At 75.9% G+C, this 19,873-nt stretch carries 22 protein-coding genes and 1 pseudogene; 7 read left to right on the top strand and 16 right to left on the bottom strand.

Annotated features, from left to right (window positions below):
• Positions 1 to 32 precede the first annotated feature (32 nt).
• From OG767_RS15305 to OG767_RS15285, 5 genes are all read left to right on the top strand, one after another.
• Complete coding sequence (locus tag OG767_RS15305) at positions 33 to 410, top strand: hypothetical protein (RefSeq protein WP_396774438.1); 378 nt, start codon at positions 33 to 35, stop codon at positions 408 to 410.
• Between the two features lie 186 nt (positions 411 to 596).
• Positions 597 to 857: a hypothetical protein gene (locus OG767_RS15300; RefSeq protein ID WP_030504016.1), complete on the top strand. Its 261-nt coding sequence runs from the start codon at positions 597 to 599 to the stop codon at positions 855 to 857.
• 10 nt (positions 858 to 867) lie between these two features.
• Entirely contained in the window at positions 868 to 1,746 is an 879-nt protein-coding gene (locus OG767_RS15295; RefSeq protein WP_405094014.1) for a hypothetical protein, read from the top strand.
• On the top strand, positions 1,739 to 4,411 hold the full coding sequence (locus tag OG767_RS15290) for an FtsK/SpoIIIE domain-containing protein (protein WP_405094013.1): 2,673 nt from the start codon (positions 1,739 to 1,741) through the stop codon (positions 4,409 to 4,411). The genes OG767_RS15295 and OG767_RS15290 overlap by 8 nt, the downstream gene beginning before the upstream one ends.
• Entirely contained in the window at positions 4,408 to 5,079 is a 672-nt protein-coding gene (locus OG767_RS15285) for a hypothetical protein (protein WP_405094012.1), read from the top strand. Before OG767_RS15290 ends, OG767_RS15285 begins: the two co-directional genes overlap by 4 nt.
• Before the next feature lie 80 nt (positions 5,080 to 5,159).
• Here the strand turns inward: OG767_RS15285 and OG767_RS15280 are convergent, their stop codons facing one another.
• The 11 genes and pseudogenes from OG767_RS15280 to OG767_RS15230 all read right to left on the bottom strand — a co-directional run.
• On the bottom strand, positions 5,160 to 6,437 hold the full coding sequence (locus OG767_RS15280) for a cupin domain-containing protein (protein ID WP_405094011.1): 1,278 nt from the start codon (positions 6,435 to 6,437) through the stop codon (positions 5,160 to 5,162).
• Between the two features lie 3 nt (positions 6,438 to 6,440).
• The gene (locus OG767_RS15275; RefSeq protein WP_107155543.1) at positions 6,441 to 6,743 is read right to left on the bottom strand and encodes a hypothetical protein; all 303 of its coding nucleotides are present in this window, start codon (positions 6,741 to 6,743) and stop codon (positions 6,441 to 6,443) included.
• A gap of 196 nt (positions 6,744 to 6,939) precedes the next feature.
• Positions 6,940 to 7,368: a DUF2267 domain-containing protein gene (locus OG767_RS15270; protein ID WP_405094010.1), complete on the bottom strand. Its 429-nt coding sequence runs from the start codon at positions 7,366 to 7,368 to the stop codon at positions 6,940 to 6,942.
• Between the two features lie 5 nt (positions 7,369 to 7,373).
• Positions 7,374 to 7,559: a hypothetical protein gene (locus tag OG767_RS15265; RefSeq protein WP_405094009.1), complete on the bottom strand. Its 186-nt coding sequence runs from the start codon at positions 7,557 to 7,559 to the stop codon at positions 7,374 to 7,376.
• A 108-nt stretch (positions 7,560 to 7,667) separates the two neighbouring features.
• Positions 7,668 to 8,066 (bottom strand): TraR/DksA family transcriptional regulator, encoded by a 399-nt coding sequence (locus OG767_RS15260; RefSeq protein ID WP_405094008.1) that lies wholly within the window; start codon positions 8,064 to 8,066, stop codon positions 7,668 to 7,670.
• 175 nt (positions 8,067 to 8,241) lie between these two features.
• Positions 8,242 to 8,871 (bottom strand): uridine kinase, encoded by a 630-nt coding sequence (locus OG767_RS15255; protein ID WP_405094007.1) that lies wholly within the window; start codon positions 8,869 to 8,871, stop codon positions 8,242 to 8,244.
• Positions 8,872 to 8,972: 101 nt separating this feature from the next.
• Entirely contained in the window at positions 8,973 to 9,581 is a 609-nt protein-coding gene (locus OG767_RS15250) for a winged helix-turn-helix domain-containing protein (RefSeq protein WP_405094006.1), read from the bottom strand.
• A 290-nt stretch (positions 9,582 to 9,871) separates the two neighbouring features.
• A complete protein-coding gene (locus OG767_RS15245; RefSeq protein WP_405094005.1) occupies positions 9,872 to 10,462 on the bottom strand; it encodes a winged helix-turn-helix domain-containing protein in 591 nt (196 codons plus the stop codon).
• Between the two features lie 52 nt (positions 10,463 to 10,514).
• Positions 10,515 to 11,006 (bottom strand): rhodanese-like domain-containing protein, encoded by a 492-nt coding sequence (locus OG767_RS15240; RefSeq protein ID WP_281940676.1) that lies wholly within the window; start codon positions 11,004 to 11,006, stop codon positions 10,515 to 10,517.
• A gap of 47 nt (positions 11,007 to 11,053) precedes the next feature.
• Positions 11,054 to 11,506: a cysteine dioxygenase gene (locus tag OG767_RS15235; protein WP_405094004.1), complete on the bottom strand. Its 453-nt coding sequence runs from the start codon at positions 11,504 to 11,506 to the stop codon at positions 11,054 to 11,056.
• 87 nt (positions 11,507 to 11,593) lie between these two features.
• A pseudogene (locus tag OG767_RS15230) lies at positions 11,594 to 11,749 on the bottom strand (signal peptidase I); the annotation flags it as partial.
• 67 nt (positions 11,750 to 11,816) lie between these two features.
• On the opposite strand from OG767_RS15230, the gene OG767_RS15225 reads away from it, so the two are divergent.
• Both OG767_RS15225 and OG767_RS15220 read left to right on the top strand, forming a co-directional pair.
• Positions 11,817 to 12,209: an ankyrin repeat domain-containing protein gene (locus OG767_RS15225; RefSeq protein ID WP_107155535.1), complete on the top strand. Its 393-nt coding sequence runs from the start codon at positions 11,817 to 11,819 to the stop codon at positions 12,207 to 12,209.
• 37 nt (positions 12,210 to 12,246) lie between these two features.
• Positions 12,247 to 13,221 carry a DUF3500 domain-containing protein gene (locus OG767_RS15220; protein WP_405094003.1) on the top strand — a complete coding sequence of 325 codons (975 nt, stop codon included), beginning with the start codon at positions 12,247 to 12,249 and terminating at the stop codon, positions 13,219 to 13,221.
• Here the strand turns inward: OG767_RS15220 and OG767_RS15215 are convergent.
• The 5 genes from OG767_RS15215 to OG767_RS15195 all read right to left on the bottom strand — a co-directional run bounded on the left by OG767_RS15215 (position 13,199) and on the right by OG767_RS15195 (position 19,862).
• Positions 13,199 to 13,960: a class I SAM-dependent methyltransferase gene (locus OG767_RS15215; protein ID WP_405094002.1), complete on the bottom strand. Its 762-nt coding sequence runs from the start codon at positions 13,958 to 13,960 to the stop codon at positions 13,199 to 13,201. The genes OG767_RS15220 and OG767_RS15215 overlap by 23 nt on opposite strands.
• A 252-nt stretch (positions 13,961 to 14,212) precedes the next feature.
• A complete protein-coding gene (locus OG767_RS15210) occupies positions 14,213 to 14,710 on the bottom strand; it encodes a DUF2231 domain-containing protein (protein ID WP_405094001.1) in 498 nt (165 codons plus the stop codon).
• 76 nt (positions 14,711 to 14,786) lie between these two features.
• Positions 14,787 to 15,527, bottom strand: coding sequence for a GAF and ANTAR domain-containing protein (locus tag OG767_RS15205; RefSeq protein ID WP_405094000.1), 741 nt, complete (start codon positions 15,525 to 15,527; stop codon positions 14,787 to 14,789).
• Between the two features lie 185 nt (positions 15,528 to 15,712).
• The gene (gene secA2 / locus OG767_RS15200; RefSeq protein ID WP_405093999.1) at positions 15,713 to 18,007 is read right to left on the bottom strand and encodes an accessory Sec system translocase SecA2; all 2,295 of its coding nucleotides are present in this window, start codon (positions 18,005 to 18,007) and stop codon (positions 15,713 to 15,715) included.
• Between the two features lie 109 nt (positions 18,008 to 18,116).
• Positions 18,117 to 19,862, bottom strand: a complete 1,746-nt coding sequence (locus tag OG767_RS15195; RefSeq protein WP_405093998.1) for an ABC transporter ATP-binding protein — start codon at positions 19,860 to 19,862, stop codon at positions 18,117 to 18,119.
• Between the last annotated feature and the right edge of the window lie 11 nt (positions 19,863 to 19,873).

Raw genomic sequence — 19,873 nt, 5'->3', positions numbered from 1 at the left:
CGACAAACGCCCGCGGATGGCAGGCTGGGCGGATGGAGAGCAGACCGCTGCTGGTGGTGGACGGCGCGAACGTGGTGGGCTCCCGGCCGGACGGCTGGTGGCGCGACCGGGCCGGCGCGGCGGTGCGGCTGCGCGACGCGCTGGCCCCGCTGGCCGGCGCCGGCGTGCCGCCGGAGCTGCCGCCGCCGGTGCAGGTGGTGCTGGTGGTGGAGGGCGCGGCCCGGCACGTGGCGCCGACGCCCGGGGTCGACGTGGTGTCCGCGGCCGGGTCCGGCGACGACACCGTGGTGGAGCTGGTCGCCGCCGCGCCGGAACGCCGGCGGGTGGTGGTCACCGCGGACCGGGAGCTGCGGGCCCGGGTCAGCGCGCTGGGCGCGGAGGTACGCGGCCCGCGCTGGCTGGGCCGCTGACGCCCCGAGTCCCGTCAACAGGACCAGACCGACCGCCGGCGGGACCGCCGACCCGGCCCCTGCCCGGCCTTCCCGCACGTCAGGGCCGCAATCGGACACCCGGGCAGGAACGGCGCGAGGGTGGATGTTCGCCCACCGGATGGGATGGGTTGTAATGGAGATCTCCCCTGCCCCCAGGAGGTCCTTGTGGCGAGCGTCGCCGAGCTGAAGGCCGCCATCGATGTCGCTCTCCAGCAGATCGGTGACGGCCAGACAGCGGTGCAGGCGGCCGGCGAGAAGCTGGCCGAGGCGCAGCAGACCCTGGCCGGCGCGCTGGAGGGCAGCGGCCACGAGACCGTCGAGGCGGCCCAGGCCTCGCTGACCCAGGCCAGCCAGGAGCTGGAGGAGTGCCTCGCCGCGACACTGGTGGCGGTGGAGCAGGCACAGCTCTACGTCGCGACGCTCTGAAGGGCCGGCCGTGTCCATCGTCGAGGACATCGGCGCGCAGGTCCGCGCCGCCGCCGAGGAGCTGCCGCTGGCGCAGCTCGCCGCCGCGCTGGAGAAGCTCGGCCAGGCGCAGGAACGGCTGCGTTGGGTGCGCCAGGAGTCGGCCGACCCGATGGGTGTGCCGGAGCTGACCGCCGCCACCGAGCACGCCGAGACCGCCGGCTACGCGCTGCGCGTGGCCCAGGAGCAGCTCAGCGCGTACCTGGCCGCGATCGGGCTGGCCGCCGACGGCGCGCCGGCCGCGACGACGGGCGAGCGGCGACCCCGGCACGACGCGCCACGCGGCGAGGCGACGCCCGCGCCCGGCCCGGCGCCCGACCCGGGCGAACAGCCGGCGGTACGCCGCTGGTGGGCGGTGCGGGTGGCGGAGCTGACCGGCGGGCGGGAGGGCGCGCCGGACGAGCCGGACGAGCGCGTCGAGAACGCCCACGAGCTGCTGCGCCGGGTGGTGGCCGGCATCCGCTCCGGCGACCGGGACCGGCTGCACGCCGAACTGCGGCGGGCCCACTCCGACGTCGGGCTGGGGCTGGCCGCGATCGCCCCGCCGATGCTGCGCGACCTGGCCGGCGAGCTGCTCGGCCACCCGCCCCGCGCGGACGACCTGGCCCGGCTGCGCCGCGAGTTGGACGGGCGGGTCCGCGACCTGCTGCCCGGGCTACCGCCGCCGGTGCTGGACACGCTGCTCACCCGGATCTGCCGGATGCCCCCGCCGCGCCGCGACGACGGGCAGGAGCAGCCGCACGCGGCCGACCCGGCGGTCACCGCCGGGGTGCTCACCGGCGTACTGCTCGACCGGCTCGGCCGGGACCTGCCGAAGGACACCGAGGAACGGGAGCCGTCGCGTGGCTGACGTCCGCGCCCAACTGGTGACGCGGGTCCGGGGCATGCTCTCCGAGGCCCTGGGCGCCACCCGGAACCGGCTCACCGCCGCCGAGGCGGAGCTGGCCGCCGGCCGGGAACGGCTGGCCCGTACCCGGCGCGCCGCCGCGGCGGTGCCCGGCCGGGTCGGCGCGGCCCGCGACCGGCGGCTCGCCGAGATCGACGCCCGGCACACCGCCCGCCTGGCCGAGCTGGCGCGCCGCGCCGCCGCCGCGGCCCAGCGGGAGGCGCCGGGCGCGGCGTCCGCGCCCTGGGACCGGTGGACGGTCACCCCCGCCGGCCGGGCCGAGCCGCCGGGCGCGGTCCGGATCGGCACGGTACGCATCACCGGCGCCGAACCGGTGCCGGCGCTGGTCCCGCTGCTCGACGCCGGGCACGCGCACCTGGCCGGCGGCGACCGGGACGGCCTCGCCGCGGTGGTGCCCGCGCTGCTGCTGCGCTCCGTCGGCCGGGCCGACCCGGGCGCGGTCCGGCTGCACGGATACGACCCGGAGCACCTGGGCGGCGGCCTGGCCGGGTTCGCGCCCCTGGGCACCGCCGGCCTGCTCACGTTCGTCGGCCCGGGTGGGCTGGGCCGGCTGCTGGACGACCTGGTGGAGCAGATCCGCCGGATCAACGCCACGGTGCTGGCCGGCGAGTACGCGTCCCTGCGGGAGCTGGCCGCTGCCACCGGCCGGCGCCCGGAGCCGTGGCGGGTGGCGGTGCTGCTCGGCGGCGACGAGCTGTCCCGGCACGAGCGCGGCCAACTCGACCGGGTGGTCCGCACCGGTGCCGCGTGCGGGGTGCACCTGGTGGTCCGCGGCATCGACCTGCCCGACGACCCGACCGTCACCCGGATCGTGGTGGACCCGGACGACGCCCGCATCGCCGGGCTGCCGGTGGTGCTCGACGCCCCGCCACCGCCCACGCTGGTCACCGAGACCTGCCGGACGGTCGCCTCCCGGGTCGCCGCCGGCCCGCCGCCGACGCCGTTCACCGATCTGCTGCCCCCGCCGGACGACTACTGGCGGGAGGACTCGGCGCACGGGCTCACCGCGCCGATCGGCGAGGGCCCGCACGGGCGGCCGGTGCTGCTGACGCTCGGCGACTACCCGCCGCACGCGTTGATCGGCGGCCCGTCCGGCACCGGCAAGACGAACCTGATCTTCGCGTGGATCGGCGCGCTCGCCGCCCGCTACTCCCCCGCCGAGCTGGAGTTCTATCTGCTCGACTTCAAGGAGGGGGTGTCCTTCGCCCGGTTCGCCCAGGGTCGGCGCGACCCGAGCTGGCTGCCGCACATGCGGCTGGTCGGCATCAACGTCAACACCGACCGCGAGTTCGGCCTGGCGCTGCTGCGGTTCCTCGCCGAGGAGCTGCGCCGGCGGGCCGACGCGGCGAAGAAGCACGAGGTCACCAAGCTGGCCGAGCTGCGGGCGGTGGACCCGACCGGGCACTGGCCGCGGATCGTCGCGGTGGTCGACGAGTTCCAGGCGCTGCTCGCCGGCCGGGACGTGGTCGCCCGGGAGGCCGCCGACCTGCTGGAGGACCTGGCCCGGCGGGGTCGCTCGCAGGGCATCCACCTGGTGCTCGCCTCCCAGGACGTGCGCGGCATCGAGGCGCTCTGGGGCCGGCCCGCGCTGGTCGCCCAGTTCACCCTGCGGATCGCGCTGCCGAAGGCGCTGCGCATCCTGGCCGAACGCAACGACGCCGCGCAGTCGCTGCCCCGCCACCACGCCGTGGTCAACGCCGAGTCCGGCCTGGCCGAGGGCAACGAGGTGGCCCGCATCCCGTCGGCGAGCGACTGGGAGACCTGGAGCGAGTTGCAGCACCGGCTGTGGCGGATGCGCCCGCAGGACGCCGCGCCGGCCCGGCTCTTCGACGGCGACGCGATCCCCCGGCTGGCCGAGGCGCCGGACTTCCGTGCCCTGACCGCGCCGGAGCAGGGCGCGCCGCGCAGTCCGGTGGCGCTGCTCGGCGAGATCATCGACGTGCAGTCGCGCTCGGCGGCGCTGCGGCTGCCCCGCGCGCCGGGCCGCAACCTGGCCGTGCTGGGCACCCGGGTGGACGAGGCGTGCGCGGTGCTCGACGCCGCCGCCCGCTCGCTGGCCCGGCAGTACCCGCCCGGCGCGGCCCGGTTCTCCATCGCCTGTCTCGACCCGGACGCCGACCCGGCCGCCCGCGCGCTCTACGAGGACCTGGCCGGCGACGCCTCCTGGTACGACGAGGAGACGGTCGCCGAGCTGATGGCCGAGGTGGGCGACGGGCTGGGCGCGCCGGGCACCCCGCGTACCCCGCACTTCCTGCTGCTGTACGCGGTGGACGCGGCGGCCGGCGCGCTGGCCGGCCGGGCCGGCGCCCGGACCGGGCTGGAGCAGCTGCGCCGCATCCTGCACGACGGCCCGGAGCGGCGGACCCACGTGCTGGCCTGGTGGCGCGGCGTGGCCCGGATGCGGGCCGACCTGGGCGGCGCCGGCGCGCGCACGGACCAGATCGGCGCGTGGGTGGCGCTCGACGTGCAGGGCGGTGAGCTGGGCTCGTCGCTCTACCCGGGCAGCGGCGGGCCGGACTGGTATCCCCGACCGTGGCGCGGTCTCTACTTCGACCGCGCGGTGCACCGCACCGGACAGGTGATCATCCCTTATGGTCCCTCCCGATGAACGAACCGGTCTCCAGTGAGACGTACCCTGCCCAGATCCGCCGGCTCGCCGAGTTGACCGCCCGGGTGGCCGCCCAGCGGGCCGAGGCGCACACCTGGTACGCCCAACAGGTCGCCGCCGCCGACCGGGCGGTGGCCGAGGCGACCGAGGAGGTCCGGCTCGCCGAGGCGGAGCTGGCCGACGCCCAGCGGATGGTGGACCGGGTGGACGGCGAGGTCACGCACCTGTGGGCGCAGCTGCGGGCCCGGCTCGGCGGCGGCACGCGGCGGCTGGGCGACCCGCCCGGGCCGGTACGGGACGCCGCCGGTGACCCGGTGCCGCTGCTGCGCGGCGTACGGGAGCTGCTGGACCGCACCGGAACGCCGGGCGAGCTGCCCGGCTCGGTGAACCCGCTGCTGATCGCGTGCGGGGTCGGCGGCGCGCTGGTGGCGTTCCTGCTGGGGACCGGAGCGCGGGCGCTGGGCGCCGGCTCGGGCGGTGACCTGGCGGTCGGCCTGCCCGTGCTGGCGCTGGTGGTGACGCTGCTCGGCCCGCTGGTGGGCCTGGCGCCGGCCCGCCTGCTGGCCGACCGCCGGCACGCGGTGCTGACCCCCCGCCCGATGATCCTGGTGGCTGCCAGCGGCCTGGCCACCACGCTGCTCCTGCTGACGGTCACCTACACCCGCTGACCGCCCGACGCGGTGATCATGAGGTTGGCGGCGCGACACGCCGTCGCGGGGCCGGCCAACCTCATGATCACCGAGGTGGGTCAGGCCGGGACCAGGACCGCCTCCTTGAGCAGGCGGCGGGTGAGGACCAGGCGGTCGGCGTCGTCGTCCAGGCCGGGCAGGTCGCGCACCCGGGTGGGTGCGCCGGTGAGCAGCGCGCGCAGCGCCGGCTCGCAGGTGCCGGGCAGCGTGAGCGTGCGGTCGGTCAGGCGCAGCGCGACCGTGCCGGCGTCGGTCCGGGTGAGCTGCCAGCGCAGCCCGTCCCGGAGCGCGACCCGGCTGTCCGGGACGAGCCGGGCCAGCGCGTCGGCCTGCGCGAGGGGGCGGATCGGGGCCGGTCGGGCCGCCGGCCACACCCGTGACCGCAGCCGCGCGGCCACCGCCGCCGGGTCGGCCCGCAGCAGCCAGTCGCGCAGCGCCTCGACGGTCTCGGTGAGTTCCGGCTCGATCGCGTCCGGGTCGGCCAGGTCGAGACCGAACGGCAGGCCGGCGCGCAGCCGGGCGTCCTCGGCGGCCAGGGCCAGCAGCTCCTCCACCATGGCGTACCGGGTCAGCGCCCGGATGCCCACGGTCAGGTGCAGCGAGCTGGACTCCTGGGCCTGGGCGCTGTGCAGCCAGCCGCGCGGCAGGTAGAGCGCGTCGCCCGGCTCCAACACCACGTCCAGCGCGGGTCGGCCGTCGGCGGTGGCGGCGACCTCGTCGGCCCGGCCGCCCCACGGCTGGCGCTCCAGCGGGTCGGCGAGCACCGGCGGGTGGATGCGCCAGTGCTTGCGGCCGTCGACCTGGAGCACGAACACGTCGTGGGTGTCGTAGTGGGTGGCGAAGCCCTGGCTGCCGGCCGGCGTCAGGTAGGCGTTGACCTGCAACGGCTGGGCCAGCGCCGCACCCAGGTCGCGGGCCAGGTCGACGATCGCCGGCCAGGTGCGGTGCAGGCCCTGGAGCACCAGCGTGGCACCGTCGGCGTAGAGCGCCAGCACCTTCTCGTCCAGCACCTGGTCGCCGATCTCGGCGCCGGCGCCACCGCCGCCGGTGTACCGCGCCGCCGGCACGAGCTGGCCGTCCTTGGCCACCCGCAGGAACGGGGTACGCAGGCCGCGGCGGCTGAGCAGCTCGTCGGCGTCGGCGGGGCTGAGCAGGTCGGTGAAGCCGTCCGGGTTGGGCAGGTCGGCGGCCCGGGACAGCAGCGGGCTGCGCCCCCAGTGGTCGGCGGCGAACTTGGCCGGCTCGACCGCCACGCAGCGGGCCAACGCCGCGTCGGCGGAGGACGAACCCGCCGGGTGGCCGTGGCCACCCGGCGGGTCGACGTGCGTGCGGCTCATCGGTCAGGCGCTGCCGTCGGCGCCACCGTCGTGCTGACCCGGGGTCGCGCCGCCGTCGGCCGGACCCTCCGCGCCACCGTCCGCGCCACCGTCGTGCTGACCCGGGGTCGCGCCGCCGTCGGCCGGACCCTCCGCGCCACCGTCCGCGCCACCGTCGTGCTGACCCGGAGTGGCGCCGCCGTCGGCCGGACCCTCCGCGCCACCGTCCGCGCCACCGTCGTGCTGACCCGGGGTCGCACCGCCGTCGGCCGGGCCCTCCAGGCCGCTGCCGCCGCTGGTCTGGATGTCGTCGTCGTTCAAAGCCATGGGTGCTCCCTCGGTGTGCCGCCCCGCGTGTTCCCGGGGTCCGTGTGCAGCGGGTGGTACCCCACGTCCGATCGTCTCTAACCCCACCGTAGACGCCCGAACCCGGGCGCACGGACGGTTCGCGTTCAAGGGCGTCGCCCCGGACGCCGACGGCCCGCCCCGCCGAGGGGGCGGGACGGACCGGGGTGGCGCCGGCTCAGGGAATGAGCTGAGCAAGGTCCCGCGGCATGGCGGACTTCACGTCCTGCCACTCGCCCTGCGTGACGTGCCGGCGCAGCGTGTCCAGCACCACCTGCACCACCCGCTGCGGGCCGCCCGACACGTCGTACGGGAAGCCCTGCCGGACCTCGTAGAGGAAGTCGTCGCGGTTGAGTTTGATCGGCACGTTCTCCGGCTGCCAGCCGTCGAAGTAGATGCCGCGCAGCAGCACCGGCAACTGCTGGGCGAACTCGGCGCTCTCCGGCACCGGCAACCGGTCGCGCAGCAGGTGCAGCACGGTGCGCAGGGCCGCGTACGACTGGTTGCGGCGCTCCGGCGGCCAGCCGTACGCCGACTCGATCTCCTTCAGGATCACGTTCGTCTTGTCCAGCGAGGACTCGAACGCGGACATCAGCTGCTCAGCCATCGGGCTCACCCCCGGGTGTCGGTCTCCCAGCGTCGGTCGTCGGCGCGTCGCGGTGGGCCGCTGGGCCCCCGCCACAGCCGGGTCGGACTGAACCGGCCGGGCCGCCCGCCCCGCTCCGGCGGCACGTCGGCGCTGCCGACCACGTGCAGGACGCCGCCGCGGCGTCGATCCGCCACCACCCGTACCGTCATGACCCCACCTCCTCGTCGGGCGCGGGCCGGTGCGTCCGCGCGCACCGTCCATGCTGCGCGGCGGCCGGGTGAGCCGGCCTCACCCGGAGCGGGTGAGTGCGCGGAACCTCAGGCCGCGCGTCGCTCGCGGGTCTGCTTGCAGGCCACGCAGGAGGTGGCCGACGGGAAGATCTCCAACCGCTCCACCGGGATCGGCGCGGCGCAGCCCTCGCAGAAGCCGTACGTGCCCTCGTCGAGTCGGGCCAACGCGCGCTCGAACTGGGCCCGCCGGTCCAGGATGGTGCGCAGCAGCGACTGTGCGGTGTCCCGCTCGGCGGTCTTGGTGCCGCTGTCGGCCTGGTCGTCGCCGGCGGTGTCACCGACCTCGACCAGCCGCAGCACCTGACTCTGCATCACGGCCTGGTCGTACTCCGCGGTCAGCTCGTCGTACCGGGACCGCAGGGACTGCCGGATCTGGTCGGCCTCCGCCTGGGAGCGGCCCGTGGCTGTCGTGTCGTGGACGAGCATCGCTGCCTGCCTTTCCTGCGGCTCGACCCAGCCCTGCGGCGATGCCGACGGCCCGGTCCGAACGGGAACGCACGGGCGAGATCGCCCGTGCTCTGTGAGCCGGGCGATTACCCCTGCCCCCGGCGGGCCAAACCGGAGATTTCCTGGCACTTTCCCGTGAGTTCGGACCGCCTGGTCAGGCCCGTTCCACGAGCGCCGGGTGGCGCGGGTCGTCGGCGCGGACCACCACGTCGGCGAAGGAGGCCGGGTCGACCTCGTCGGCGTAGCGGGCGAACGCCGGCAGCGTCCAGCGCCACGCCGGGTCGGTGCGCCGGGCCAGCGCCGCCGGGGAGAGCACCAGGTGCACGGCGACGTCGAACGCCAGCGTGCCGCCGAGCAGCAACGCGCCACTGACCAGGACCACCCCGCCGACCGGCAGATCCTGGTACGCGGCCCGGCTGGCCCGGTCCGCGTCGGCGTCCCAGAGCGACGGCAGCACCCGGCCGGTGCCGTCCGGGCCGGCCGGGTCGAGCACCTCGCGGCGCAGGCCCGGCTCGTCGAGCCACCCCTCGTAGTACGCGTCCGGGTTGGTGCGGCCCTGCTCCAGGCGGACCGAGGCGGGGCGGAGGAAGTCGGCGGCGCGGACGTGCAGGGCTGGCCGGCCGGCGGCGCGCAGCGGGTCGACGAGCGCGGCGGCGAGCGCGTCCGGCCCGGCGGCGGGCGGCCCGTCGACGGCCACCCGCAACCGGCCGGACGCCTCGGTGCGGGCGAGGCGGCCGGTCAGCTCGGCGACGAGCCGGTCGGGGCTGATCGGGCGGACGCGCATCCGTCCATCCTGCCCGGCTGGCGGCGTCGGTCCACCACCGGTTCGCGTCCGGGCGGTCGGGGCTCCGTCCGGTGCGCGGTCGACGGTGGCGGACGCGGTGGTCAGCCGGTGCGGTCGATGGTCACCCGGGCGTCGTCGGCGAGCCGGTAGCCGACGCCGTAGACGGTGGTGACCAGCGGGACGTCCACCCCGACCTTGCCGCGCAGCCGACGGACGTGCACGTCGACGGTGCGGACGCCGGCGTGCTCGTACCCCCAGACCGCGTTGAGCAGTTGCAGCCGGGTGAACACCCGGCGCGGATGGGCGACCAGGTGCAGCAGCAGGTCGAACTCCAGGCGGGTCAGCGGCAGCGGCTCGCCGTCGCGTAGCACCGACCGGGAGGACGCCAGGATGTGCAGCGTCGGGATGGTCGGGGCCAGCGGACGGGCCGGGCCGCGCCCGGCCGGCACGTCGGGTCGGCGGTCCGCGGCGGCGGGGCCGGTGCTGACCACCGCGTCGCCGCGTTCGAGCAGCTCGCGGGCCGCGTCGAGGAGCCGGCGGGCGGCCGGGGTGAGCGACTCCTCGCAGGCCAGCGGGATGTTGAGGGTGACGGTGAGCACGGGGGTGGCGGCGGCGTTGGCGGGGCGACGCTGGCCGCCGGGCGGACGGCCGGGGACCGCTGGTTGGGACGTATGCCATCCGGCGCGCGACGAGGCGGGGCTGACCGACATGGTCCTCCTTGGCTGGTCCGGGTATCTCCCCACGGCCCGGGACGCCGCTTCATCGATGCTTCCCGGCGCTTGTGCGAGGGTCAAGGGGCCACTGCGTTGCATGAATGTGACAATTGGCGAACACATCGGAGCCGAGTGCTCGCTCTGCGTACGAGGTCCGTTGATTACAGCAGAGCGACGACACGCGCCGGTACGGGGGGTCCCCGGCCGGTTCACAATGGCGGGTGCGACGGCGACGTGAACGCGGCGCACCCGGAGTCCGGGTGCGCCGCGGGTCGGTCCGGGCCGGCTCAGGCGTCGCGGTCCACCTCGATCGGGGCGTCGTCGGCGAGCCGGTACCCGACGCCGTAGACGGTGGTCACCAGCGGCGTGTCCGGGCCGAACTTGGCCCGTAGACGCCGGACGTGGACGTCCACGGTGCGGGCCACCGCGTGCTCGTAGCCCCAGACGTTGCTGAGCAGTTGCAGTCGGGTGAAGACCCGGCGCGGGTGCTCGGCGAGGAAGAGCAGCAGGTCGAACTCGATCCGGGTCAGGCCGATCTCGACGCCGCCGTGCCGGACCCGTCGGGTGCCGGTGAGCAGGCGTATCCCGTCCGACCCGGTGGCCGGTGACGCCGGCGTCGGCTCGGCCGGTGGCGCGGGGACGCGACGCAGGTCGAGCACGGCCCGGGCGGCCCGGTGCTCGTCCGGCCGGACCAGCCCTTCCCCGGAGGCGGCCAACTCGTCCAGCAGGTCGGCCAGCCGGGCCAGGCCGGGCGTGAGCGGGCCGGCGCTCAGGTCGAGCGTGATGGTCAGGGTCGGTGCGGTACGCGGCCTGGGCGCCGGCGCCCGGTCGGGGCGGCCGGTGCGGGCCGGACGGGTGTTGAGGGCGACGACGGACATGGGAGCCTCCTGTGCGGGCGGTCGCCCCGCCCCGCCGGGTGCGGCGGGACGGTCAGCGGAGCGCCCGGCCGGCGGTGACCGGGGGCGCGGTGGACGAGGGTCGGGGCGGCGGGGTGGGGCCGAGGGTGGGCAGGCCGGCGATGCGCCAGGCCGCGAAGCCACCGGCCACGTCGGTGGCGCGGTGCAGGCCGAGGTCCTGGAGGGCGGCGGCGGCCAGCGACGAGGTGTAGCCCTCCTGGCAGAGGACGACCACCGGTACGTCGTAGTCGACCGCCTGCGGCAGTCGGGCCGCGCACCGCGGGTCGAAGCGCCACTCCAGGACGTTGCGCTCGACGGTGAGCGCGCCGGGCACGGTGCCGTGCGCGGCCCGCTGGCCGGCCGGGCGGATGTCGACGAGCAGCGCGCCGCCCCGGTGGGCGAGGTGCGCCTGCTCGGGGTCGAGGCGACGCAGCCGGGCGCGGGCGGCGGCGAGGATCTCGTCGATGCCGCGCGAGCCGGACGGAGGGACCGGACAGCTCTCGGCGGGGGCGGGGTTCTGCGCCATGGTGGCGTCCTTCCGTTCGGCGGGAATCGGGGGCGGGGTCGCCGGGCTCACCAGGCGACGCCGGCCTCGGCCACCTCGGCGACCCGGAGCCGGCCGGCGTCGAGGTGGTAGCGGGTCATCCGGCTCAGCGCGGGCCGGTAGACGTGCACGCTGACCGCCGGCTCGGCGGAGCGGTTGGTGACCTGGTGCACGTGCCGGGCGCCGAAGCGCCGGCCGGCCCCGGCGGCGAGGCGGTGCGGACGCAGCCGGCCACCGCTGACCGTCTCCTCGACGAGCACGCCGGCGACGACCAGGAAGGCGCCGGACGAACCACCGTGGTCGTGCAGGTCGGTGCCCTGTCCGGGCAGCCAACTCAGCGCCCACACCTCGTACGCGGCGTCGGCGTGCAGCCGCGCGTACCACCGTTCGGACCGGTCGAAGCACAGCGGCACCGGCCAGCCGGTCGGGTCGACCCAACGGGCGGCGACGGTGAGCAGGTCGGTCGGGTCGGAGCTGGTCATCGGCGGAGCGTCCTCACGGTGCGGAGCGGAGCGTGCTCACACACTTTAGACGGCAAACCCTATAGGTTTAGTAGGTAATACCACATGGCGGGACGCGGTCTCCCCCGCCGGGTGCACGCCCCACTTCACCTCGACCTCGGCGCTGTGCCGGACGTCGCCGGCCGGCTTGAAGTGCCCCAGCAGCCACCCCGCGTCGGTCGCCCCGTCCACCGCCGCGTTGCCCACGTACACCCGATCGTCCATGTCGCCCTCCCGTGCCGGCTGCGCAAGCTACCAGGCGACGCCGGCCGCGACGCCCTAACCTGGGCGGGTGCCCGACGAACTGGACGCCGAGACCGTCGCCTTCGCCCACCGGATGTTCGACCTGGCCCGCGCCGGCGAGACCGCGGAACTGGCGGCCAACGTGGACGCGGGACTGCCGGTCAACCTGACCAACGCCAAGGGCGACACGCTGCTGATCCTGGCCGCCTACCATGCCCGGCCGGAGACCGTGGCCGCGTTGCTCGACCGTGGCGCCGACCCGGACCGGGTCAACGACCGGGGGCAGACCGCGCTGGCCGCGGCCGTGTTCCGGCAGAACGCGGCAGCGGTCCGGGCGCTACTCGACGCCGGCGCCGACCCGGACCACGGCGCCCCCTCGGCGGTGGAGACCGCCCGGTTCTTCACGCTGCCGGAGATGCTGACGCAGCTCGGGCGCGACTGAGCACCCGGGCCCGCCGCGCGGGGCGTATACAGGTGCGGTGGAGGATCCCGTACCCGAGCAGATGCGCACCGCGGCCACGGCGCTGCTGGCGGCGCTGGACGAGCCGGCCCGGCGACGCGCCCGGCACGAGTTCGACGACGCGCCGGCCCGCCGGTGGCTGGAGTACCGGCCCCGGCCCCGGCCCGGCGTCCCGGTCGCCGACCTCGACGTCGCCGCCCGCAAGGCCGCCCACCGGCTGCTCGCCACCGCGCTCAGCCCCGCCGCGTACGCGCAGGCCATGGCCGTGGTGGCGCTCGAAGAGGTGCTGGACCGGGCGGAGGGCTGGCGGCGCGGCCGGCACAGCGGTGACTACTGGGTGGCGATCTTCGGCGACCCGGCCCGCGACGACCGCTGGGCGTGGCGGTTCGAGGGGCACCACCTGTCGGTGAGCATGACGGTCGCCGACGACCGGGTCTCCCCCGCCCCGATCTTCCTCGGCGCGAACCCGGCCACCGTGCGGCACGGCGGCCGCCCGGTCTCCCGGCCGCTGGGCCCGGAGGAGGACCTGGCCCGCGAACTGCTGGACGCGCTCGGCCCCGGCGGGCGGGCCGCCGCGGTGATCGCCGAGGAGGCCCCGGCCGACATCATCAGCGCCACCCGGGCCACCGCGCCCGGCCGGCTCGACCCGCTCGGCGTGCCCCGGGGCCGGCTCGGGCCGACCGGGCGCGCGCTGCTCGACCGCCTGGTCGCGCTCTACCTCGACCGGCTCCCGGCCGACCTGGCCGCTCGCGAGGCGGCCCGGCTCGACGGCGGCGAGCTGCACTTCGCCTGGGCCGGGCCGGTGGAGCCGGGCCTGCGGCACTACTACCGGGTGCAGGGCGACGACCTGCTGATCGAGTACGACAACACCACCGACGACGGCAACCACGCGCACACCGTGCTGCGCCGCCCGGCCGGCGACTTCGGCGCCGACGTGCTGGCCGCGCACCACGCCGCCGCGCACCGCCCGGTCACCGGCGACGCGCCTCGATGAGGAACCGCCGGGCGTGGGCCACGAACGGCCCCTCGGCCCGGATCCGCTCGTCCAGCCGGCGCAGCGCGGCCCGGTGCCGGTCGACGGTGAAGCCGGGCACGGTCCAGACCACCTTGCGCAGGAACCAGACCACCGCGCCGATGTCCTGGAAGACGGTACGCAGCGTGGCGGTCCGCAGGTCCACCACGGTCAGTCCGGCGGCCTCGGCGGCGGCGACCGCGTGCTCCGGATGGCGGTGCTCCGGTGGCGGCAGCGGCCCGAGGATCGCCTCGCTGAGTTCCCGGACCGTGCCGGGGCCGATCTGCTGGGAGAGGAAGCTGCCGCCGGGGCGCAGCACCCGGGCCACCTCGTCCCACCGGGTGTCCACCGGGTGCCGGCTGACCACCAGGTCGAACGCCGCGTCGCGGAACGGCAGCGGCGGCCGGTCGCCGACCCGGACGACGTGACCACCGACGCGGCTCAGGTTGCGCCGGGCCACCGGCACGTTCGGCGGCCAGGCCTCGGTGGCGACCAGCAGCGGTGGCGGCGCGGACGCCGCCTCGGCCAGCACCTCGCCGCCGCCGGTGTCGATGTCCAGGGCGGCGTCGACGGCCGCCAGCCGGGCCCCGAGGAGACGGGCGTAGCCCCACGGCGGGCGCTCCTCGGTGGCCCGCCCGGCCAGCCAGGAGAAGCCCCATCCCTCGACCGACGCCGCTTCGGCCTCGGCGACCAGTTCGTCGAACCCGCGTTCGGTGACCATGGGCCCGAGCCTGCCGCCGGTGGACGACGGCCGGCAACGCGATTTCCGTGCCGCTCCCCGGGCCGTGGCCCTTCCCGGTCCGCGCGTGCGGGTCGACGTGCTCACGCGACGTGACGGCCGGGGAGGACAGTCCACCCACCAGCGGTATGCCTCCTGGTCATAATTATGACCAGGAGGCATACCGCGCTCACCTCACCTGTCTGCCCGCCGCGACCCGCCCGGCGCCGCCACCGAACAGGCTGCCGGTGATGGTCAGAAGGGGCGTGGACGGACGATCTCGACGGTGGCCCCGGGAATCGTCTCCAGGCCGGTCGGCTCGGCGGCTCGGCCCCGGTCGGACTGCTGCATCAGCCGCGCGCCCAGGCCCACCCCGACCGCGCCCACCGCCAGCGCCACCAGCTCGGTGGCGAGCTGGCCACCGGTCGCGCCGCGCTGCGGCGCGTGCGCCCGGATCAGGCAGGTGAGCAGGAACATCGCCGCCATCACGGCGTTGACCAGGTTGAACGTGATGGCGGTCCGGTTGGCGCGGCCAATCCGCACGTCCCACAGGTCGACCAGCCCGGCGACCGTGGCGAGCCCGGCGGCGACCAGCGCGGCGACCGCCGTCCAGTAGCCCACCTCGCCGAGGAAGGCCGGACCGCCCGCCACATCAGCCAGGTCGAACACCGCGGCGCTGACGAAGAGCCCGAACGGGAACGTCACCAGCATCGGTTGAATGGGGTGCCCCTGCACCCGAAGTCGGCTCTCCATCGCGTCCTCCCCACGTCGGCGCGGTTCACCAGTCCAGGGTGCTACCCGACCCCCGGTGGGGCGAAACGACTGTCGGTCAGTTGTCCCGGGGACGGGAGACGGTGAGCACCAGCCGCTCGGCCACCTCGCGCAGCGGGATGTCCAACGAGGACGCCGCGCTGCGGAGCACGTCCAGCGCCTCCGCCGCGGGACAGCCCCGCTGCGTCATGATCACGCCGACGGCCTGCCCGATCACACCCTCGGCCAGCAACGCGCCGTCGAGCTGGCCGGCCCGGGCGACCGCCCGCTCGCGGTCGCGGACCGCGGCGAGCAGCAGGCCCGCGTGCTCGGCGAGCAGCATCGCGGTGAGCTGGTGACTCGGCGTGAGCGCGCCGGGCGCCGACGCGTACAGGTTGATCGCGCCGATGACCTGCTCGTCCACGTCGACCGGCGCGGAGATCACGCCGTGCACGCCGAGCGCGCGGGCGCGGATGCTCCAGGTCGGCCAGCGCGACTCCTCCGCCAGGCCGCCCGCGATGATCATTTCGCGTCGGCGGATGGCGGTCAGGGCCGGCGTGTCCGGGCCGTGCCGCAGGTCGTCCAGCTCGGCGAACCGCGGGTCGGAGGCGGCCACCCCGGCGGGCTCGCCGGCGCGCAACGCGGTGAAGCCGCAGCAGTCCACGCCGGGCACCGCGTCCCGGGCGATCCGGACCAGGCGGTCCAGCGCCTCGTCGAACTCCGCGACACCGATCAGGCCGGCGGTCAGCTCGCGCAGCAGCGCGGCGGTCTCCAGCACGCCCAGGTCGTCGGTCATGGGTAGACGGGTGTCGAGGTTCACCGCACCACGGCCCCCACCGCCCCCGCGTCCGTCCACGCGGTGTTCCCGTCCGGCGCCGTTGCCTGTGCCATGTTCGTCCTCTCTTCGACCGAGCCTCGGCCTACTACCCCCGCCGGCCGACCTCGAAACCGCGCAAAAGGGCCCCTTCCGGCCGTGCCCGACCGGAGGGGCCCCTGCGCACCGGGTCAGCGGGACCCGGAGATGAGCCGCCGGCCCACCGAGGCGATCAGCCGGTCCAGCTCCGAGCCGAACGGGTTGTCGTGCACGAGGTACGTCCAGGTGGCGCTCGGCCGCACCAGCTTCGACGCGTCCGGCTCCCACCCCTCGTCGAACTCGGTCTCCTCGAACGTGGCGATGGTGCGCGTCTCGATCTCCGGCATCAGGGCGTTGAACGCCGGCACCGCGCTGCGGTGGAACTCGTCGAGCGGGTCGAGCCGGCCCAGCGCTCGCAGGTGCACGCCCTCGCGCACCTCGGACAGCTCGGCCAGGTGCTCGGCCCAGAGCCGGTCCAGGTGGTAGAGCGCGATCGAACGGGACACCTCGGCGAGCAGGTCCTCGTCCATCTCGCCGGCCTTCTCCGGCACCCGCTCCAACAGCATCAGCGCGGCGATGTCGGAGGTCAGCAGCCGCTCCCGCCGCTCGGCGAGCGCCTTGCGCTGCTGCTCGATCACGTGGCTGTAGCGCCAGGTGTTGCGGTGGATCTCGTGGTTGACGCCCTCGGCGACCCGCTGGGCGTGCTCGACCGCGTAGTCCACCTGCGGGTCGGTGACCAGGCCGTCGGCGTTCATCCGGGGCGACGCCGGCACGGTGTCGCCGGCGTGCCTGACGACCAGGTCGTCCTCCAGGCTGACGAAGAAGACCGACCCGCCCGGGTCGCCCTGCCGGCCGGCCCGGCCACGAAGCTGGTCGTCGACCCGGCGGCTGTCGTGCCGGCCGCTGCCGATCACGTAGAGGCCACCCAGCTCGGCGACCCGCTCCTGGTCGGACTGGTCGCTGCCGCCGAGCCGGATGTCGACACCCCGGCCGGCCATCTGGGTGGAGACCGTCACCGCGCCGTACGCGCCGGCCTCGGCGATGATGCCGGCCTCCTCGTCGTCGTTCTTGGCGTTGAGCACCACGCACGGCACGTCGGCGGCGCGCAGCGCGGCGGCCAGCCCCTCGGACTCCTTCACGTCGAGCGTGCCGACCAGCACCGGACGCCCCGCCCGGTGGCAGCGCGTGATCTCGTCGACCAGCGCCTCCTCCTTCTCGGCGCGGGTGGCGTAGATCCGGTCCGGCTCGTCCTCCCGGACGCACGGGGTGTTCGGTGGAATCACCGCCACCTCGAGGCCGAAGAACTCCCGGAGCTGGTCGCCGACGAGCACCGCGGTCGCGGTCATCCCGCAGACCGTCGGGTAGAGCGCGATGTACGCCTGCACGGTGACGGTGCCCAGCACCTCGCCCTCGGCGCTGGCGTCCAGCCCCTCCTTCGCCTCGACCGCGGCCTGGAGCCCGTCCGGCCAACGGCGGCGCTGCGCGACCCGGCCGCGCATCTCGTCGATCAGCTCGACCGAGTCGTCCCGCACGATGTAGTCGACGTCGCGGTGCAGCAGCGCGTGCGCGTGCAGCGCCACGTTCACCGCGGAGAGCTGCCCGACGTGCTCCTCGTCGTACAGGTCGATGCCGCCGAGCTTCGCCTCGACCGTGGCCAGGCCGACCGAGGTGAAGGCGACGCTGCGGCCGTCCTCGGCCACCGTGTAGTGCCTGCCCTTGCGCAGGCCACGCACCAGCGCGGCGGCGGCGTGCACCGGGTCCTGCTCGCCGGGGACCGCGCCGGCGAGCACCATCGGCACCCGCGCCTCGTCGATCAGGATCGAGTCGGCCTCGTCCACGATCGCGGTCTTCAGCGGCGGCTGCACCCGCTCGGCCACGTCGGTGACGAGCTGGTCGCGCAGGTAGTCGAAGCCGGCCTCGCTGACCGACACGTAGGTGACGTCGCAGCGGTACGCGGCGCGGCGCTCCTCCGGGGTGGACGCCTCGTTGACCCACCCGACGGTGAGCCCGAGCAGCGTGTAGACCGGCTGCATCCACTCGGCGTCGCGGCGGGCCAGGTAGTCGTTGACGGTGAGCACGTGCACCGGGCCGTTGCCGAGCCGGACGTGCCCGTACGCGGCGACGGTCGCGGTGAGCGTCTTGCCCTCACCGGTGGCCATCTCGGCGACCTTGCCGGAGAGCAGCGCCATGGCGCCGAGCAGCTGCACGTCGTAGGGGCGCTGGTCGAGCCCGCGGCGGGCCGCCTCGCGGCCGATCGCGCAGATCTCCTCGTACTTCTCGGCCCGGCCGGCGGCCTCGGTCAGCTCGGCGTCGGAGAGCTGCTCCAGCTCCGCCTCGCGGGACTCGATCGCCGGCAGCAGCTTCTCCAGCGGGGCCAGGTCGACCGTCGTCCCCGGGCGCTGGAGGAACCGGCGGAACCTGGTCTTGAACCGTTGCGACACACCCATGAGCCGCAACGGTACGCGAACCGCAGCCGATTGTGACCCCCGCCCACCGCCGGAGCCGGACCGTGTCCGGAAATCACCGGCCCGACCGGTTCCCGACCGTCCGGGCGGATCAGGCCACGAGCAGTTGGTGGGTGGCCAGCTCCCGGTAGAGCGGGCTGGTGGTGGTCAACTCGTCGTGGGTGCCGACCGCCACCACCCGGCCGCCGTCGAGCACCACGATCTGGTCGGCGTCCACCACCGTGGAGAGCCGGTGCGCCACGATCAGCAGGGTGCGGCGCACCGCCACCGCGTCGATCGCCCGCCGCAGCGCCGCCTCGTTGCGGGCGTCGAGGTTGCTGGTCGGCTCGTCGAGCAGCAGCACCGGCGGCCCGGCCAGCAGCGCCCGGGCGATGGCCAGCCGCTGCCGCTCCCCGCCGGAGAGCAGCACGCCACCCTCCCCCACCTGCACGTCCAGCCCGTCCGCGGTCCGGTCGGCGAGGTGGCCCAGGTTGACCTCGTCGAGCACCGCGCGCAACCGGTCGTCGGTGGCGCCGGGCGTGGAGATCAGCAGGTTGTCCCGTAGCGTGCCGGCGAGCACCGGCGCCTCCTGCTCCACGTAGCCGAGCCGGGCGCGCAACGCGTCCCGGGGCAGCTCCCGCACGTCCACGCCGTCCAGGCGGACCGCGCCCTCGCCCGCCTCGTAGAAGCGCTCGACGAGCGCCAGCAGGGTGGACTTGCCGGCGCCGGACGGGCCCACCAGGGCGGTGCGGGTGCCGGCCGGCACCGTGAAGCTCACCTCGTGCAGCACGGGCGGGCCACCGGGATAACCGAAGCCGACCCGGTCGAACTCCACCCGGGCCGGCGCGGCGGCGGCCGGCACGTCCACCCGCCCGGGCCGGTCGCCGGCGCTCTCGCCCGGCACGGTGAGGATCTCCTCGATCCGGGCCAGCGCGCCCAGCCCGCTCTGCAACTGGGTGTACGCGTGCACCGCCTGGCCCAGCGGCAGCACCAGGAAGAACAGGAACATCACGAACGCGACCAGGTCGCCCACGCTGATCGCCCCGGCCGCCACCCGCGCCCCGCCCACGGCCAGCACCAGCAGGAACGCGCCCTGCACGGTGACCGCGCTGACCGGTCCCACCACCGCCTGGGCGCGGGCCACCCGCTGCCCGGCGTCGTACGCCGCGGTCGCGCTCGCCACCACCGTGCCGGTCTCCCGCTCCTCGGCGCGGCTGGCCCGGATGGTCCGGGCCGCGGAGATGGCCCGCTCGACGGCGGAGGTCATCTCGCCGACCCGTTCCTGGGCGCGGCGGGACAGCCCGCGCACCCGGCGGGCGACCGTGACGGCGAACCCCACGCCGACCGCGACCGACGCCAGCGTCACCCCGAACAGCAGCGGGTCCAGCAGCAGCATGGCGGTGCCGGCGCCGACCACCATCACCGCCCCGGTGACGGTCTCGAAGAGGCCGGACGTGACCACCGCCCGCAGCAACGTGGTGTCGGCGCCCACCCGGGACAGCAGGTCGCCGGTGCGGCGCCGGTCGTACTCGGCGATCGGCAGGCGCAGCAGGTGGCCGGCGAGCCGCCGCCGGAGGCCCAGCACGAGCCCTTCGGCGGTGCGTTGCAACAGGTAGTCGCGGAGCCCGCCGAGCAACGCGCCGACCAGCACCAGCGCGACCAGCGCCACCACCAGCGTGGTGGCCGGGCGGTCGGCGGTGATCCGGTCCAGCACGGTGCGGGTGAGCAGCGGTTGGGCCAGCGCGGCGGCGGCCCCGGTGAGCGACAACGCGCCCACCGCGACGAGGGTGCCGCGGTGGGCGCGCAGGTAGGGCAGCAGAGCGGCGAGTCCCGGCGTCGGGCCGGCGTCGGCGGTCATGACCGAACGGT

It is taken from the genome of Micromonospora sp. NBC_01392 (genome assembly GCF_045040125.1).
Lineage (GTDB): Bacteria > Actinomycetota > Actinomycetes > Mycobacteriales > Micromonosporaceae > Micromonospora.
This window is presented reverse-complemented; position numbering and strand designations above follow the sequence as displayed.